Here is a 15,216-nt window from a genome sequence, read left to right as displayed (position 1 = left end):
TTCTTGTGAGTTGTAAGTTTTTCTAACATTGGGCTGCCAATTTCCTATGCGCCGACAAATCCCCTCCACCCGCAGCCTGATCGTTTTCGATGCCGTTGCGCGCCATCTGAGCATGAGCAAAGCGGCGGATGAACTGAACCTTACGCACAGCGCTGTCAGCCAGCAACTGCGGTTGTTGGAGAGCTTGTTGGGACAACCCCTTTTCCAACGCGGTGGCCGTGGCGTCACGCTGAATGCGTCGGGCGAGGTGTACCGGGCGAAAGTTGCCGACGCCTTGCTGAGACTGGAGCACCATACCCTGGATGTGATGGCTTTGGGCCGAACGGACAGCAGCCTGCTGTTGGGCGCATTGCCGGTTCTGGCCGATCGCTGGCTGATTCCGCGGTTGCCGCTGTTCACACGGCAATACCCCAATGTGCGCATACAGTGCCAAGTTTTTCAAACCAATGCATATATTGCCGACCCGCGGTTTGATCTTGCCATCCAGTACCACAACGCGGTCTGGCCGCAGGCAAACAGTACGCCTCTGTTCGCGGAAACCTGCGTTGCCGTTCATGCACCCGACGCGCCTTTTCGGCGGGACTTGGCGAAGCGCGATTTCCGCAATGTCCCGCTGTTGCATCTGAGCACCCGGCTGCAAGCATGGAGCGGTTGGTTGCGAGACGCAAAGCTGGCGTTCAACTCCTCCAATCCGTTGGCCGGGCACCGTTTCGATCTGTTTTCGATGGTGGTGGAGGCTGCTTTGGCGGGGCTGGGTGTTGGCCTGGTTCCGCGCTTCGCGGTGCAGCGTGAATTGGATAGCGGTGCGCTACAACAATCACATCCTTATGTGTTGCGCGATAGCCAAGCCTACAGCCTGTTCGTGCCAGCGCACCGTGACGAGGACCCATCGGTCATTGCGTTTTCCCATTGGTTGCTGGAGCAGTGTGCGGCGGAAACCGCGATTGCCTCAACGCGTCTTTAGTATTCCCAACTGGTGGCCTTGCGCAGCCAGTGCGCTTTTGATGAAGCCCAATGTGGTGTCGTCAAAGACCGTGGTGCCCTGTAGCAGGGGCTCGGCGTTGTAGGCGGTGATCAGCTTCTGCAACAGCGCGGGCTTGTTGCCGCACAGGTCTAGCATCACCCGCTCCCAGTGGGCCAGTAGGGCCTTGGCGGGCTCAGATGTCAGGTCGGCCTGGGCGGCATGCAGGGCATGGGCCTCTTGGGTGATGTGCTGTACGGCCGCCGCATTGATGGTGCGCAGCGTGTGCAGCTCGGCCAGCGTCATGTGGCGCAGCATGGCCTCCATGCGCATTGCGATGGCGGCATTGATGTAGCGGATCACCTCAGGCCCGGGGCCGTTCTTGAACTGGTTGGTGGGCTCGGCGTTGTACATCTGGCCCCAGCGTTCGATCAGCTTGAAGTCGTCGTCCATCATCTCCAGCGTCAGGTTCATCCAGCGCAGGGCCAGTGACTGCACGCGTTTGGTGTCGGGGGCCAACTGCTGGTCCATGGCCACGCGCACGTCGGCAATCAAGGGCTCCCACAGCGCGGCCTGCGCCTTGCGATTGTCCAGAATGCGCTTGATCTCGGCCGCACTGAAGTATTTGGAGTAGGTGGTCATCAGCGACAGCGTAGAGAGCCAGTCCGCCATGTCGGGCTCGCTGCCGGTGGCCAGACGTTCCTGCAGCAGTTGCAGCCTTGCGCGCAGCTCGGTGGCCTGGTTGATCTCGTGGCTCAGCCCGCGGATCTGCCGGGCAATGGTGTCGCCCAGGCCCTCGCCGTCGCGCTCCAGCATGCCGCCCACGTCGGCCAGCGACAACCCCAGGTGGCGCAGCGCCTGGATGGTGTGCAGCCGCGCCACGTCGTCCTGGTTGTAGAGCCGGTAGCCCGCGTCCGAGCGGGCCGAGGGCTTGAGCAGCCCGATCCCATCGTAATGGTGCAGGGTGCGCACGGTCAGACCGGTGCGGGCGGCCAATTCGCCGACTTTCAATAACAACGACACAGCGCGGGGCTCCTGGGATGGGGGTGGGCCACGGTGGCACCACCCAGACCCGCAGTATCAACCCTCACGCAACGTCAGGGTCAAGCCAAGACTTCTTTGGCCGCCCGTTCGCCCTCAAAGAAGGCTGCCTGTAGCGTGCCGTAGTACTCCAGGTTGGTGGCCTCGCCGGCAAAGTGCAGGGTCTTCAGTGCCGTGCCCAATTGGGTGCGGGCCTTGAGCGTGCTCGGGTCGGTGGGGCCACCGCCGATGAAAGCGGTGTAGGAGTAAGCGCCATTCACGCCAGGCGCCTTGCTCCAGTTGGTGATGGCCTTGCCGGTGCTGAAGTAGACGTCATCGCAGGCGGCTTGGATGCTGTTTTTGAACAGGGCGAACACATCGCTGTCCGACATGCCATCCAGCGCCGCGGCAAAGTCGCCCGCGGCATGGGCAATCAGAACCTTCGGAGCGTAGGGCAGGCGGTAGTACTGCCACACGCCTTCGGGTTGGGTTTCGATCAGGTAGTAGTTGGTGCCTGGGACTATGCTGGCCGGCTCGGTGCGCAGCTGGAGCGCCAGCTTCTTGTACGAGCCCAGGCGCAGGGCCTTCAGCGCATCCGTATAGGCCTTGGGCAGCGCCGGCGTGAAGGCGATGGTGCTATTGCCCAGCACCGAGACCGGCACGGTGATGATGCAGGCGTCCACCTGCAGCGTGTTGCTACCCCAGGTCAGCGTGGCGCTGTCGTCGCCATAGCTGACTGCCTTGACCGTGGCGTTGAAGTGCGCGGTGAAGCGGGTGGGGTAGAGCGTGGCCAGTTGCTGGCCGTATTTCGCCACCAGGGTGCCGATGCCTTGCATGACGAAGAGGTTGTTGCCCTCTCCCTCGTCACTCTCGCGGGCACGGTCCGCGGCGATGTACTGCCAGGTTTCGGCGGATTCGGTGAAGGGGCCATAGGTGGACGTGGCGTGGCCGAACATCTCCACCTGGGTGTCGAAGCTGGGCTTGCGCGCGACGATCACATTGGGCTGGACTGCCGCCGCATCGTAGGAGGTCTGTATCTTGTCCACGACCTCTTGCACATCGGGCGTGGTAGTGGGCTCGTCGGCCCAGCCGTCATCGGTATCCACCCGCAGCATGTAGTCGGCGTCTTCTTCGACCATTGTGAACTTCAGGTCTTTGGCAATCTGCACCAGGGGGTTGATGTTGGGGTCCTGGATGTACTGGGCGCCCATGTCGAACGCAAAGCCGGGTATGGAGGTGCTGTCGGTGCGGGCCCGGCCGCCGTAGCCGCCCGACGATTCGAAAATATGCACCTCGGTCACATTGCGGCCGGCCAATAGCGTGTAGGCGGCGCTGATGCCGGCCAGGCCGCCGCCAATGATTGCAACTTTCATCGGTGTTCCCCCTTTTTTGGTGTCGTGTGAAGTGCCTTGCGTGGACACGGCAGCAAGGCTTGGGGCATTCTGGGCGCATAGCCGGCAACAGGCCATTACCGGGCATTACAGCGGACCGGATAATCAGCGCCCATGCACACCTTGGAACAACTGCGCAGTGGCGCACTGATGGGAACCCGTCGTCTGGACCTGGCTTGCGGGCTGCAGACCTTGCCGCCCGAAGTTTTTGATTTGGCCGACACGCTGGAGGTGCTCAACCTCTCCGACAATGAACTGAGCACGCTGCCGCACGACCTGCCACGCCTGCACCGGCTCAAGGTCATCTTCTGCTCGAACAACCCCTTTACCCAATTGCCAGAGGTGCTGGGCGATTGCAAGGGCCTTCAGCAAGTGGGCTTCAAGTCCTGCCGCATTGGCGATGTGCCCGGCGCGGCCTTGCCACCGCAATTGCGCTGGCTGACGCTGACCGACAACGCCATCACCCGCCTGCCACCCGAGCTGGGCCAGCGCCTCGCGTTGCAGAAGCTGATGTTGGCGGGCAACCGCTTGCGCGAGGTACCCGAAACGCTGGCCGACGCCCGCAAGCTGGAGTTGCTGCGCCTGTCGGCCAACGCCTTTGCGCAATTGCCGGCGTGGCTGACACAGCTGCCACACCTGAGTTGGCTGGCGTTGGCGGGCAATCCGCTGGAGGGCTGGCACCACCCGCCACCTGCGCCCCTAGGCCGCGTGTCGTGGTCGCAACTGCGTCTGGACGGCCTGCTGGGTGAGGGTGCATCCGGCCACATCTACCGCGTGCACCAAGAGGGCAGCACGCAAAGTCTGGCGCTCAAGCTGTTCAAGGGCGCCATCACCAGCGACGGTCTGCCCGAGCACGAACTGGCCGCCTGCCTGGCCGCCGGCCAACACCCTGCGCTGTGCACCCCCAGCGCAGAGCTGGCGGACCATCCCCAGGGCACGCGTGGCTTGCTGTTGCCGCTGATACCTCCGCACTACGCCAACCTGGCCGGTCCGCCCAGCCTGGACAGCTGCACGCGCGATGTCTACGCACCGGGCTTGCGCATCGCGGCGCCCCTGGCATTACGCCTGGCACAGGACATGGCCGAGGCCGTGGACCACCTGCACCAGCGCGGCATCCTGCATGGCGACTTGTACGCGCACAACATCCTGTGGGACCCCGCCACCGGCCGGGCCTTGCTCAGCGACCTGGGTGCGGGCACACTGCTGCCCACGGACCAGCCCCAGCTCAGCCGCGCGCTGCAGGCGCTGGACGTGCGGGCGTTTGGTTACCTGTTGGAGGAGTTGGCAGCGCATGCAGCTGATCCGGGCGCGTTGCTGGCGGGTATGGCGGCCGTCGCGCGGGCTTGCCTGGATACCCAGCCCTTGGCCCGGCCGGTTATGGCGGACGTGGCGCGGCAGTTGGCTGCGCTGTAGTGGTTTCGTTGGTAATGCGGTTCCTGATTGTGCTCATATTTTGATAGCGATTCATCTATATTATTCGAGGGGCGGTCTCAAACCCAAGTGCAACACACGCAGAGCTTATTGGACAACGTCAGGGGAATGCTCAAGCCGCGCGAGCCACTGACTGTAGACCTCAAACGGAGTAAACCAGCCCAGCGTCTTGCGTGGCCGGCCGTTCATCTGATCAGCAATCGCATCAAGCTGCTCCTGGCTGACCTGTGAGAGATCGGCCCCCTTGGGTAGGTATTGCCTGATCAAACCATTGGTGTTCTCGTTGGTTCCCCGCTGCCAAGGGCTATGCGGATCGCAGAAGTACACCGCCACGCCTGTATTGGCAGTCAACTGCTGATGGTGCGCCATCTCTCGGCCTCGGTCATAGGTCAGGGTTTGGCGCATCGGCTTGGCAATGCCGTTTAACTTGTCTGTAAACGCTTGCAGAACATGGGCAGCCGTTGCTGGATTAGGGTGCGGCAGCTTGATCAGCATCACAAAGCGCGTACTGCGCTCCACCAAGGTGCCAACCGCACTGAGGTTCCCCGCTCCTTTGATCAAATCGCCCTCCCAGTGCCCCGGGAACTGGCGATCTTCAATCTCAGGAGGGCGCACATGGATGCTCAAGAGGTCGGCGATCTGACCGCGGCGGTCCTCTCCGCGTGAACGGGGCCAACGCTTGGTACGCGCCAGGCGCAAGCAAGTGATGAGTTCTCGGCGAAGCTCACCTCGGGGTTGGGCGTAGATGACGTTGTAGATGGTTTCGTGCGAGACGCGTTTGGCTGCCTCGTGCGGGTGCAGTGTAGCCAGACGAGAGGCAATCTGTTGGGGCGACCAGCGCTGATGCAGCAGGGTCTGCACAGAGGCAAAGAGCGCGTTGCCAACCACGAGCTTGGGGGCAGGTCTGCCGTGGCGGCGTCGGCGCACGAAGCGTTGGTGGGCAAAGCTGCCACTGTAGGCGCCACCGCCGCAGTTTCGACTGATCTCGCGGCTTACCGTTGAGGCAGCACGGTTAAGTATCCGAGCTATGGCTCGCACGCTCAAGGCCAGCTCCAGACAGATGGCGATGGTTTGACGTTCTTGGTAGTCGAGCTGTTTGTATTCTTGCTTCTGTTTCATGGACACACCTTATTGAAAATTCAATCGGTGTGTTGCACTTCACTTTTGAGCGGGGCAGGGCTAGAGGCCAGTTTTATTAAAATTTCGCAGGGAAAGCATCCAATAAACCCAAAATAGGTATTTTGTTTGACTTGACCGTCCAAAAAGTGTTCGAAAGCGTAAACGGCCGAACCCGACCGGCCCTGCATACGGATTGCAGGCGGTATATTCGCGCAGCCTGCTCTTCCTCCAGCCCATTTGAGCGGACGCAACCCTACAACCGAATACGCATGACTATGAAGTTTGTAAGCACCGCCGCCGCTGTCGCCCTATTGACCCTCGCCCCGCTCTGTGCGACGGCTGCGGAAATATTGACACCCGCCCAGGTCGAGAAGATTGTGGGCATCAGCGGTGTGCAGACCAAACCCTCCAAGTACGACAAGGGTGGCACCACCTTTGTGGGTGCCAAGGGCGAACCGGTGGTCGCGCTGAAGGTGCAGGCCGCGTTTGCGTACGACGTGTGGAAGAACAATGCCGGTCCTAACGCGCAGCCGGTTGCAGGTATCGGCGCTGAGGCCTTCCTGGCCAAGGATCCGGCCTTGGTGTGCTTCAAGAAGGCCGACAAGGGCATCTGTGTCACCTCCATGCAGCCGCTGTCGGATGCGTTGGCGGTCAGCAACGCCCAGCTACTGGAGTTGGCACGGGCTGCGGCGGCCAGCCTGTAGCGTTGGGCAGTGATTCAAAAAGAGGAGGGCAAAAAATATGGCAACGGCGGTTTCCGAATACGAAAAACTTTTGGCCAAATGGGGTGATGGCGACACCGTCATCGCATCGCAAATGTTTGGCAAACCCTGCCTCAAAGTCCACGGCAAAGCGTTCGTGGCCCAACACCTGGATACGGTGGTCTTCAAGCTCAGCGGGTCTGAGCACACAAAAGCGCTGGCCGTGCCGGGCGCGGTGCTGTGGGACCCGTCGGGCAAGGGCAGGCCGATGAAGGAATGGGTGGCGCTGCCGGCGGCGGCGTCCAAGATGTTCCAGGCGCTGGCCACGGCAGCCATGGCCTATGTGGGCGGCGGCGCGGCGTAGATAGCCCACTCTGCGCCAGCAGCCGTGCCGTACGTGCGCCGCCAACTGAGCCTGTATGTGCCCAGCGAGCAATCGCAGGCCATCGAGGCCGTGCGCCTGTTGCTGGACCCTGTGCAGCACCGGCTGATACCCGCCCATGTGACGCTGTGCCGCGAAGACGAACTGGCGTCCGATTGGGCCGTTATCCAGAGCCGCTTGGCCAGCCTGCCGTTGGGGCCGCTGGTGTTGGAGTTTGGCGTGCCCGAGCCTTTCTTTGCCCACGGCTGGTTATTGCCTTGCACGGCCGGCGTACAGCCCTTTCGCCAACTGCGCGAATACGTGCTGGGCAGCAAGGAGATCCGTGACCTGCAGGCCCACATGACGCTGGCCCACCCGCGCAATCCCAAGGCGGCGGGCAATTGCGCCGAGCATGCGCTGCGCTTACCCAGCCCACTGCTTGTGCGCCTGCCCAGCATTTACTTGATCGAACAGCAAGAGGCCAGCCAGCCCTGGCGGGTGCTCGAAACCTATGCTCTGGCCGAGTGACTGTGGCCACCATTCCAATCCATGCAGAACGACAACAGCAGCAACAGCCCTTCCGCGAGCAACAACGCCAACCCTTTGCCTGTCTTCAGCCTGGCCCACCCACTCACCGACCGCGACGCGCTGCTAGCGCTGAACATGGAGTACATGGCCTGGGTTGCCGATGGCATTGAAAAGACCTTTGGGCTCACGTCGCAGGCCCTGCTGGGCATGCCGCTGGCCGAGTACGTGGCCGGCGCCATCGACAAGGTCTGTGGCGAACCACCGCCGCGCGGCGCCTTCTACCTGGTCCACGTGGGGGGTGCGCTGGTCGGCATGGGCGGGCTGCGACCCCTGGGGCCTGGCGTTGGCGAGATCAAGCGCATCTATGTGCGGCCCACCGCGCGGGGTATGAACCTGGGCCAGACCATCTTGCAGCGGCTGATGGCAGACGCAGCTTCCTTTGGCTACACCACGCTGCGGCTGGACTCGGCCCCTTTTATGCACTCGGCCCACCGCCTGTATGCGGCGGCTGGTTTCGTGGACCGCGGGCCCTATGAAGGGCTGGAGGTGCCGGTCGTGCTGCACGCGGGTTGGCGCTTCATGGAGCGCCACCAGCCTGCATGACCCGGCACATCAACCAGCCACACACACATACCTACTCACACAAACAAAGGAGAGCTATTTTGGGACTTGCCATCAGCGTAGGCGTACTGGCGGATTTGCTGGACAACGACCCCGAAGGGGCGGAATGGATGGAGGAGGGCCTGGCCGCGGCCAATCACCTGCTGGCCGCAGCAGGTCTGCCGCCGCACACGGAGCCGCGGGTGCTGCCCCCGCTGCAGAGCCGCGCGTCGCTGGATGCGTTTCCTTATTCCTTCATCCACTACCTGCGGCGGGCCTATGCCTACCGCAGTGAATCTCCCGACTGGATGGCCACGCCCCTGGACGATGGCGAAGACCCCACCGAGGACGAGACGCTGCAGGCGGTGGCCGAGCAGTTCGAGAGCCATCTGCTTTTCCACTCCGACGCAGAAGGCTACTACCTTCCCGTCGATTTCGAGGATGTGCTGATCGCGGATGGTGATGATGAGGATGCGGCGGAGTTGCCGGGTGAGCTGCTCGGGTCGGCCTACCGCTTGCTGGAGGAACTGGTGCTGGTGGCGCCCGCACTGGGTATCGCGCTGCACGACGGGCAGTTGTCGGATACAGAGGCCGCGCGCATAGACGGCATCGCCTGTAGCGACGATGGTCTCTGCCGTGAAATGGCCGCGTGGTTGTTGCTGTATGAGTCTGCCCGGCTCAGCATCCAGCACAAGACGGCCATCGTCTTTTCCTAGACGCGCCAGCGGCTAAAACCGCCGCTGCGCCGCACAGGCCAGGTGGGGGCGTGCGGCACTTGACGCCATTTCCACCATATTGGATAATTTGTCCAGTATGAAGGATTCAACAACAAACCCCGCCATGCAGGACATCAACCAGCGCATCGCCCAGCGCGTCAGTGCCCTGCGTGCGGAGCGCGGCTTGTCGCTGGATGCGCTGGCCAGGCAATGCGATGTCAGCCGTTCCATGATCTCGCTGATCGAGCGGGGTGAAAGCAGCCCCACGGCCGTGGTACTGGACCGGCTGGCCTTTGGCCTGGGTGTGACACTGGCCTCGCTGTTTGAGGCACCGCAGACAGACGCCAGCCCGGTGGTACGGCGTGCGGACCAATTGCAATGGACCGATCCAGAGTCTGGCTACCGGCGGCGCAATGTCTCGCCGCCGCATGTGCGTTCACCGCTGCAGATTGTCGAGATCGACTTTCCAGCCGGTGCCAAGGTCAGCTATGCGGCGGGCCTGCGCGACGTGGGCGTGCACCAGCAGGTGTGGATGCTGGAAGGCGCCATGGAGCTCATTTTTGATGGCCAGCACCACCGCCTGAACACGGGTGATTGCCTGGCGATGGAAGAAAACCAGCACATCGTCTTCCAGAACACCAGCAAGCGCGCCGCGCGCTATGCCGTGGTCATCAGCACCGCCTTCATCAACCCCTAAATCGAGCAGACCCCACACCATGCGCATTGCCTTTGAATCTCCCAACCAGGCGGACACCATTGCCCTGATTGCCGAGCTGGATGACTACCAGAGAACCCTGTACCCACCCGAAAGCGTTTATGCGCTGGACCTGAGCACGGTTGCACAGGAGCAAATGCTGTTTGCCGTCGCCCGCGATGACACCGGCCAAGCGGTGGGCTGCTGCGCGGTGGTGCTGGGGCTGGACTATGGCGAAGTCAAGCGCATGTATGTGCGCCCTGCTGCGCGTGGCCAGGGCGTTGCACGGCAGATCCTGCAGATGCTGGAGGATGCGGCGGTCGCGGCCGGTTGCCAGCAGATGAAGCTAGAGACAGGCCCAGGCCAGCCGGAGGCGCTGGCGCTGTATGCGCGCTTTGGCTATGCAGTCTGCGGGCCCTATGGCAGTTACGCAGACGACCCGCTGAGCGTGTTCATGCAAAAGACGTTGCCAGCGCTCACGACGCACCAAAGCGAGCCAGCATGAAATCCACAAAGCGGCTCAGCTTGGGCACGGGCTGGCGGTCCTTGGGGTAGACCAGGTGGATGGGGAAGGGCGGTGGCCGGTGCTCCTGCAGTATCTCCACCAGGCGCCCAGCGGCTACGTCACCGCCCAGCATCACCGAAGACTGCATGACGATGCCAAAGCCCTCCAGCGCGGCCATGCGCAGGGCCAAGCCGTTGTTGCTCTGGAAGCGGCTCACCGGCCAGCCGCGCGGTAGCGGGTCACCACGGCCCAGCGTCCAGCCGCCGCGGCGGGTCCAGTGCGTGAAGCCCAGGCATTGGTGGTGGACTAGCTCCTCGGGGTGCTGGGGTGTGCCGGCGCGTTTCAGGTAAGACGGCGCCGCACAAATCATCACACCATACGACTGGAGCGGCCGCGCCACCAGGCCCGAGTCGGCGAGCGTGCCCACGCGGACGGCCACGTCCACACCTTCGTCGACCAGATCGATGATGCGGTCGTTCAGCGTCAGCTCCACCTGCACCTCGGGGTTTTGGTCCAGGAACTGTGTCAACGCGGGCGCCAGCATCACCGAGCCAAAGGTCACCGGCGCATTGATGCGCAGCAGGCCGCGTGCCGTGCTGCGCAGCGCCTGGGCGCCGGACTCTGCCGCCTGTACCTGGTCCAGGATGGCACGGCATTGGTCCAGGTAGGCCCGGCCAATCTCGGTCAGGCTTTGGCGGCGGGTGGTGCGTGTCATCAGGCGGGCGCCCAGGCGTTCCTCCAGATGGCGTATGTGCTTGCCCGCCATGGGCGCCGACATGCCAAAGGCCTCGGCCGCCGCGCTGAGGCTGCCTTTGTCCACCGTGGCCACAAACACGGCCATGCTCTCCAAGCGGTCCATGGTATTAAAAACTGATGGTTAGTAATGAAGTAAATGATATGGTATTTATTCTCTATGGGATTGAATCAACAATTGCACCCATGCCACACCGGCATGCCATCTAACCCAAAGGATTTGCCATGAAAGTTCTCGTCATCGGTGCCACCGGCGCCATCGGAAATGCGGTCGTCAAGGAGTTGTCGGCTCGCCACACCGTCATTGCGGCCAGCCGCAGCAGTGCCACCCACCCGGTGGATTTCACGCAGCCCGCCAGCGTGGAGGCCTTGTTCCAAAAGGTAGGCAAGGTCGATGCAGTCGTGGCCACGGTGGGCGATGTGCACTTTGGCCCTTTGGGCGAGATGACCAGCGAACAGTTCCGTATTGGCCTCAACAGCAAGCTGATGGGCCAGGTGGAGCTGGTCTTTGCCGCGCAAAAGTATCTGAACGATGGCGGCTCCATCACGCTGACCAGCGGCATCGTGGGCGCGCAGACCATTCGCTATGGCGCCAGTGCCGCATCGGTCAACAAGGCGGTGGAAGGCTTTGTGGTGGGGGCCGCCATCGAGTTGCCGCGCGGCTTGCGCATCAACGTGGTGAGCCCTACCGTGTTGCAGGAGTCCATGCCCGCATTCGGGCCGTATTTCGTGGGCTTTGAGCCGGCCCCCGCCGCCCGGGTGGCCCTGGCCTATGCGCGCAGTGTGGACGGCCTGCAGACGGGGCAGGTCTACACCGTCTGGTGATACCAATTGACAGGTGCGGCGCAATTGCCTAGCCTGTGATGGATGCTATTGCGCCGTCCACTCCACTCGCTGCTGGCCTTGGGCTGGCTGGCGGGTGGCGCCCTCTGCACTTGGGCGCAGCCCATCCCTATCCGAACTGCGGCGCAAGACAACAACGTGCTGAAGTTCAACCGTTCCAACCCCAGCAAGCCCGGCATCTGCGTGGAGGTCATGCGGGCCGTGGAGCGGCAAGACCCCGACATCAAGTTCTTTGGCGGGACCACGCCCACGGCCTTGCCCCGGGTGGAGCAGCGCTTGGCTCAGGGGCAACTGGATGCCTTTTGCGCGCTGATTAAAACCCCGGAGCGTGAGGCACGCTTCGGCTTCATCGACGTGCCCATCTACACCGTGCACCACCGCATTGCCGTGCGGGCCGATGACGCGGTGCGGATCAACAGCCTGGACGACATCCGCAAGCTGGGTGCAGACGGCGTGGTCATTGTCGGCAAGGGCACTTCGCATGAGGGCTATTTGAAGGGCCAAGGCGGTCTGGTGCTGGAGGCCAGCAGTGGCAACACCGATGTCAACCTGCGCATGCTGGTGGGTGGGCGTGGCCGCTTTCTCTACCACACCGAGAACGCCTTGCTGCGTTACATCGACGAAGGGCAGTTGGGCGACAAGGTCAAGCTCTTGCCCACCGTCTTCAAATCCGAATCCCTGTTGTTCGCCGTGGCCAATACCTGGCCTGCTGCTCACCGTGAACGGCTGGAGGCGGCTTTGGCCAAGCTGGCGCAACGGGGCGAGCTGGCCCGCATCTACGCCGGCTACAAAGAAAACTAGGCCAGGGCGACCGAGGGGGCTGCTGCGGCCACGCAGTTGCGCCCGGATCTTTTGGCGGTGTAGAGGGCTTGGTCCGCAGCACGCAGCAGTGCCCCGAGTGAGTCCTGTGCCGCATCGGGTGTCGTCTGGCCAAAGCTGGCCGTACCTATGCTCACCGTGACCTGAAGCACCAACTCATCGTCCTGAATGGTCTCCTGCTCCACCAGTTGGCGCAGGCCCTCGGCCACGCGGGCGGCGCCTGCGGCGTCGGAGCCTGGTAGCAGGATGGCGAATTCCTCACCGCCCAGGCGCCCGGCGACGTCGGTGCCGCGCAGGGAGCCTGCCAGCAATTGCCCCAGCGCGCGCAACACGGCGTCGCCCGCCGGGTGGCCGTAGTCGTCGTTGACCCTTTTGAAGTGGTCCACGTCCAGCATCAGTACGCTCAAGGGCTTGTCCAGGCGCATGGCCAATTGCATCTGGCTGCGCGCTTGCGCCAACCAGGCTCTGCGGTTGAGCAGGCCGGTCAGTTCGTCTTCATTCGCCAGGCGGCTGACCTTGACCAGCGCGTCTTTGAGCTCACGCTGCATCAGCCGCAGCTCCATCAGCGCAATCACCTGGCGTGCCAGGCGGCGCAGCAGGCGGTGCTGGTTGGGCGTCAGCTTGCGGGGCTGGGTATCCATCACACACAGCACGCCCACGCGGTAGCCGTCTGCACTGACCAGGTTGACGCCGTTGTACATGCGGAACTGGGGGCCGGATACTGTGGAGACGAGCGATGCGGTGCGGGCATCGGCCGTCAGGTCCGGGATGCTGAGCTCCTCGTCCTCCAGGATCGACCAGGCGCAGTAGTCCTGGTCACGCGGCATCTGGTCCTTGTCGCTGCCGTAGCGGCTCTTGAACCACACGCGGTCTTCGTCGACCAGCGACACAAAGGAGTAGGGCGCGCCACACAGCTCGGCGGCCAGTTCGGTCAGCAGGTCGAATTCGTCATCGGCCTGCGTGTCCAACAGCATGTAGTTGTGCAGCGCAGCCAGCCGCTGCGGCTCATCGGGCGGGCGTGGAATCATGGCAAGTCCCCCGTGGTTGGCCCCAATTCAATTGTTGCTGCCCCCATTGTTGGCTCGGGCAGCCTATTCGTCAAACAGTCCCGGTCCGTTGAACTGCGCGCGCTCGGTCAGCAGCATGCGCAGCTTGGTGTCCACACCGCCGTTGGCCGAGAACCCGCCGGAGCGGCCACCGGCTGCCAGGATGCGGTGGCAGGGCACGACCGGTGCAAAGGGGTTGTGTCCCAAGGCCTGGCCCACGGCGCGGGCGGCACCGGGCTCGCCCAGTTGCTGGGCCAGCTCGCCATAGGTGCGCGTCTGGCCTGGCGGTATCTGGCGGGCCAGCGCATAGACCCGTTGCTGGAACGGCGGCACGCCGTCCATGTCCAGCACCAGGTGGGTCAAATCTGCGGGCTTTGGCGGAGTGCCCTGCAGCAGCGCGGCGACAGCGGCGATGGCCTCCTGCACCATGGGCGGTGGCAGGTTCTCCTCACGGCACTTCGGGAAGCGCCGGGCCATGCGGGCACGGGTGCCCGCCTCGTCCACCTCGGGCAATTGCACGCAGGTCAGGCCTTCTGCACTCCAGGCGATGCCGCAATGGCCCAGTGCGGTAGGGAAGACGGCATAGGCCAGCGTGGCGGGCACGGCTCTCCTCTCTATTCCCGCACGCGGCCCGTGGAATCGATGACGCCCAACTGCACCAGGCGCGAGGCCACACGGTCCTGTGCAAAGTGCACACGGAAGTCGCCGATGCTGACGTCATTGAGAGCGTCCAGCGCGCGCTTGAGCTTGGCCCGCGTCGGGTCCTTGCCAGCATTGGCCAGTGCAAATGCATAGACGCGGGCGGCGATATAGCCCTCCAGCAAATAGACGTTGGGCTTACCCAGCTTGGCATTCGCCATATCGGCCAGCATCTCACGCACCAGTGCGAACTTGCTGTTGTCGCTCTTGGGCACCACCCGGGCCACGACGACACCGGCACCGGCCGTACCCAGCAGGTCGGCCAGCAGGCTTTCGCCCGTATTGGAAAAGCCATAGACCGGCCCGCGGAACTGGCGGTTGCGCAGGTCCTTGATGGCGGCGGCGGCACCGGCCGGGTCGCTGATGACCAGCACCGACTCGGGCTTGGTCTGCAAGGCCTTCTCCACGTTTTCAATGGGTGTCTTGATCAGTAGATTGGCGCCGGCGCCGGTCATGGTGCGCTCAGCCGAATCCAGTGCGGCCAAGGATTCGCCATCGGCCGAATGCAGGATGGCCAGCCGGCGCACACCGAGGGTCTCGGCATGGTGGGTGATGGCCGAGGCCTCTTCGGCATAGCCGGGGCGCACGGAGTAGACATTGGGGTACAGCGAGCCACGGAACTCGTCTGCCGCTGCCATGGGGGCAAAAAACATCACGTCGTTGCCTTTGACGCTGGCATAGGCCGCCGTAAGCTGGGGCGAGCCGTAGTAGCCAAACAGCGACAACACGCCCTGGGTCAGCAGCTTGCGGGTATTGGCCACGGTGTTGGCGGGCGCGCCGCCATCGTCCAGCGTCACCAGTTCGATGCTGCGGCCATTGACACCCCCGGCAGCATTGATTCGGTCAAAGTACAGCTTGGCGCCTTGGGCGAACGACTGCCCCATCTGGGCAGAGGGCCCGGTCAGAGCGACCGACTGGCCCAACACGACCGATGTCTTGCTGACACCGTCTTCGGCATGGCCTAGGGCGCACAGGCCCAGGAGCGCGCTTGCGAAGGCCAACAGGCGCATGAATTTTTTTGGATTCAAC

18 protein-coding genes are annotated in these 15,216 nt (G+C 63.3%); 11 read left to right on the top strand and 7 right to left on the bottom strand.

Annotation, left to right across the window (positions count from 1 at the left end; all coding sequences use genetic code 11):
- Positions 1-46: 46 nt before the first annotated feature.
- A complete protein-coding gene (locus tag AC07OO_RS02490; RefSeq protein WP_495080472.1) occupies positions 47-964 on the top strand; it encodes a LysR substrate-binding domain-containing protein in 918 nt (305 codons plus the stop codon).
- Here AC07OO_RS02490 and AC07OO_RS02485 read toward each other — a convergent pair.
- Complete coding sequence (locus AC07OO_RS02485; protein ID WP_495080471.1) at positions 950-1,984, bottom strand: MerR family transcriptional regulator; 1,035 nt, start codon at positions 1,982-1,984, stop codon at positions 950-952. The two genes, AC07OO_RS02490 and AC07OO_RS02485, sit on opposite strands and share 15 nt — an antisense overlap.
- Positions 1,985-2,064: 80 nt before the next feature.
- The gene (locus AC07OO_RS02480) at positions 2,065-3,354 is read right to left on the bottom strand and encodes a flavin monoamine oxidase family protein (protein ID WP_495080470.1); all 1,290 of its coding nucleotides are present in this window, start codon (positions 3,352-3,354) and stop codon (positions 2,065-2,067) included.
- A 132-nt stretch (positions 3,355-3,486) separates the two neighbouring features.
- Here AC07OO_RS02480 and AC07OO_RS02475 point away from each other — a divergent pair, with 132 nt between their 5' ends.
- Positions 3,487-4,785 (top strand): leucine-rich repeat-containing protein kinase family protein, encoded by a 1,299-nt coding sequence (locus AC07OO_RS02475; protein WP_495080469.1) that lies wholly within the window; start codon positions 3,487-3,489, stop codon positions 4,783-4,785.
- A gap of 105 nt (positions 4,786-4,890) precedes the next feature.
- On the opposite strand, the gene AC07OO_RS02470 is transcribed toward AC07OO_RS02475, so the two are convergent.
- Positions 4,891-5,922 (bottom strand): IS30 family transposase, encoded by a 1,032-nt coding sequence (locus AC07OO_RS02470; protein ID WP_495080468.1) that lies wholly within the window; start codon positions 5,920-5,922, stop codon positions 4,891-4,893.
- 275 nt (positions 5,923-6,197) lie between these two features.
- Here AC07OO_RS02470 and AC07OO_RS02465 point away from each other — a divergent pair, with 275 nt between their 5' ends.
- From AC07OO_RS02465 to AC07OO_RS02435, 7 genes are all read left to right on the top strand, one after another.
- Positions 6,198-6,626, top strand: coding sequence for a hypothetical protein (locus AC07OO_RS02465; RefSeq protein ID WP_495080467.1), 429 nt, complete (start codon positions 6,198-6,200; stop codon positions 6,624-6,626).
- A 37-nt stretch (positions 6,627-6,663) separates the two neighbouring features.
- Positions 6,664-6,987, top strand: coding sequence for a hypothetical protein (locus tag AC07OO_RS02460; RefSeq protein WP_495080466.1), 324 nt, complete (start codon positions 6,664-6,666; stop codon positions 6,985-6,987).
- Positions 6,988-7,020: 33 nt separating this feature from the next.
- Positions 7,021-7,512 (top strand): 2'-5' RNA ligase family protein, encoded by a 492-nt coding sequence (locus tag AC07OO_RS02455; protein WP_495080465.1) that lies wholly within the window; start codon positions 7,021-7,023, stop codon positions 7,510-7,512.
- Between the two features lie 21 nt (positions 7,513-7,533).
- Positions 7,534-8,115 (top strand): GNAT family N-acetyltransferase, encoded by a 582-nt coding sequence (locus AC07OO_RS02450; protein WP_495080464.1) that lies wholly within the window; start codon positions 7,534-7,536, stop codon positions 8,113-8,115.
- A 59-nt stretch (positions 8,116-8,174) separates the two neighbouring features.
- On the top strand, positions 8,175-8,828 hold the full coding sequence (locus AC07OO_RS02445) for a putative DNA-mimic protein (RefSeq protein ID WP_495080463.1): 654 nt from the start codon (positions 8,175-8,177) through the stop codon (positions 8,826-8,828).
- A 124-nt stretch (positions 8,829-8,952) separates the two neighbouring features.
- Positions 8,953-9,525: a helix-turn-helix domain-containing protein gene (locus AC07OO_RS02440; RefSeq protein WP_495080462.1), complete on the top strand. Its 573-nt coding sequence runs from the start codon at positions 8,953-8,955 to the stop codon at positions 9,523-9,525.
- 19 nt (positions 9,526-9,544) lie between these two features.
- On the top strand, positions 9,545-10,027 hold the full coding sequence (locus AC07OO_RS02435; protein WP_495080461.1) for a GNAT family N-acetyltransferase: 483 nt from the start codon (positions 9,545-9,547) through the stop codon (positions 10,025-10,027).
- Here AC07OO_RS02435 and AC07OO_RS02430 read toward each other — a convergent pair.
- Complete coding sequence (locus tag AC07OO_RS02430; protein WP_495080460.1) at positions 9,999-10,886, bottom strand: LysR family transcriptional regulator; 888 nt, start codon at positions 10,884-10,886, stop codon at positions 9,999-10,001. The genes AC07OO_RS02435 and AC07OO_RS02430 overlap by 29 nt on opposite strands.
- A 119-nt stretch (positions 10,887-11,005) precedes the next feature.
- Here AC07OO_RS02430 and AC07OO_RS02425 point away from each other — a divergent pair, with 119 nt between their 5' ends.
- Both AC07OO_RS02425 and AC07OO_RS02420 read left to right on the top strand, forming a co-directional pair.
- Positions 11,006-11,605 carry a short chain dehydrogenase gene (locus AC07OO_RS02425; RefSeq protein ID WP_495080459.1) on the top strand — a complete coding sequence of 200 codons (600 nt, stop codon included), beginning with the start codon at positions 11,006-11,008 and terminating at the stop codon, positions 11,603-11,605.
- Between the two features lie 48 nt (positions 11,606-11,653).
- Complete coding sequence (locus tag AC07OO_RS02420; protein ID WP_495080458.1) at positions 11,654-12,424, top strand: substrate-binding periplasmic protein; 771 nt, start codon at positions 11,654-11,656, stop codon at positions 12,422-12,424.
- Here the strand turns inward: AC07OO_RS02420 and AC07OO_RS02415 are convergent.
- From AC07OO_RS02415 to AC07OO_RS02405, 3 genes are all read right to left on the bottom strand, one after another.
- Entirely contained in the window at positions 12,421-13,470 is a 1,050-nt protein-coding gene (locus AC07OO_RS02415) for a sensor domain-containing diguanylate cyclase (protein ID WP_495080457.1), read from the bottom strand. The two genes, AC07OO_RS02420 and AC07OO_RS02415, sit on opposite strands and share 4 nt — an antisense overlap.
- Positions 13,471-13,533: 63 nt before the next feature.
- A complete protein-coding gene (locus tag AC07OO_RS02410; protein WP_495080456.1) occupies positions 13,534-14,091 on the bottom strand; it encodes a methylated-DNA--[protein]-cysteine S-methyltransferase in 558 nt (185 codons plus the stop codon).
- An 11-nt stretch (positions 14,092-14,102) separates the two neighbouring features.
- Positions 14,103-15,215: an ABC transporter substrate-binding protein gene (locus tag AC07OO_RS02405; RefSeq protein ID WP_495080455.1), complete on the bottom strand. Its 1,113-nt coding sequence runs from the start codon at positions 15,213-15,215 to the stop codon at positions 14,103-14,105.
- Position 15,216 lies beyond the last annotated feature (1 nt).

It is taken from the genome of Rhodoferax sp. GW821-FHT07G04, from assembly GCF_059418585.1.
This window is presented reverse-complemented; position numbering and strand designations above follow the sequence as displayed.